Source organism: Mesorhizobium sp. LEGMi-168a (genome assembly GCF_058312955.1).
The window spans coordinates 1-1,010 of the sequence record NZ_JBZEGV010000163.1 but is presented as its reverse complement, the minus strand read 5'-3'; the positions used below and the strand labels follow the sequence as shown (position 1 = coordinate 1,010).

1 pseudogene is annotated in these 1,010 nt (G+C 55.2%); it reads left to right on the top strand.

Features of this window, described 5'->3' with window-relative positions:
• A pseudogene (locus tag AC4FWB_RS34650) lies at nt 1-940 on the top strand (hypothetical protein); the annotation flags it as partial.
• Between the last annotated feature and the right edge of the window lie 70 nt (nt 941-1,010).

Below are 1,010 nucleotides of genomic sequence, written 5' to 3'. Positions count from 1 at the left end.
ATACCGTCGACGGCTCATTCAACTCCGAACGGTTGGCAATGGAGCCGGGTACTTCCCCGGCAATTTCGGCTTCCTGGAAACCGATGGTAAGGGTGCAAAGGTCCTGGCGACCGCTTTAGCGTCGGCCAAGCCAGGTGCCTGCTATAGTAAGAACAGCATCACAACCGCCACAGGTCAAAAGGCGGGCAAAGTGAAGGGAGCGATCAATCTGCGCTTCGGAATGAAGGAGCCCGGAAGCAACTTTAACGGAGCTGAGTTTGGACCGGCATCAAACGTCAGAAAGGGCGCAAAAAAAACCTCCGGCGGAGCCAACAGTTGCCCATCCTCAAACGATCTGACGTACGACGTGGCTGGACAGACCCAGGGTCTTGGACTCGATTCGTGCTTTAAGACCGGCTCATGCACAATGATGGGTGGACGCATGGGCGGAGGCGATTGGGACCTAAACACTAGTTCCAATGCGTATTGGAAAATCAACCACATACCAAGCGGCGTCGCCCTCCCAACTGCCTTACAGGGAACAGGCGATGATCTCCCTACCCGCTATGAAGTCTATAAATACGAGAACGATCCGACGCACAACCTCATTCCCGACAAATCCAAGGCTCCAGGAAACGAAACGGGCACGCCGCCAAAAAATTGCGAGACGCCAGTTACCTACGTCGATCGGCGCTTGCTCTACGGAGCGGTAATAGACTGCAAAAAACTCGAAGCGGATCCGAACGTAAACCTGGGTGGACACACGGAGAACCTGCCGGTCGAGGCGTTTGCCAGTTTCTTCATTACACAACCTGTGAGAACCGACCGCTGCACTGGTAATGGACAGACGTGCTTCGACTACGACGCCGACATTTTTGTCGAGCTCGTCGACGTGACCGGTCACGCTGGCCAAGGCACGCTCAACAATTTTCTCCGCGACGAACCGCAGCTTTACAGGTGATGCGATGCTGGGGGCGTTGAAATCCGTTTTGCGCAGGTTTGGTCGCGAGGAGCGAGGCGCAGTTCTTGTC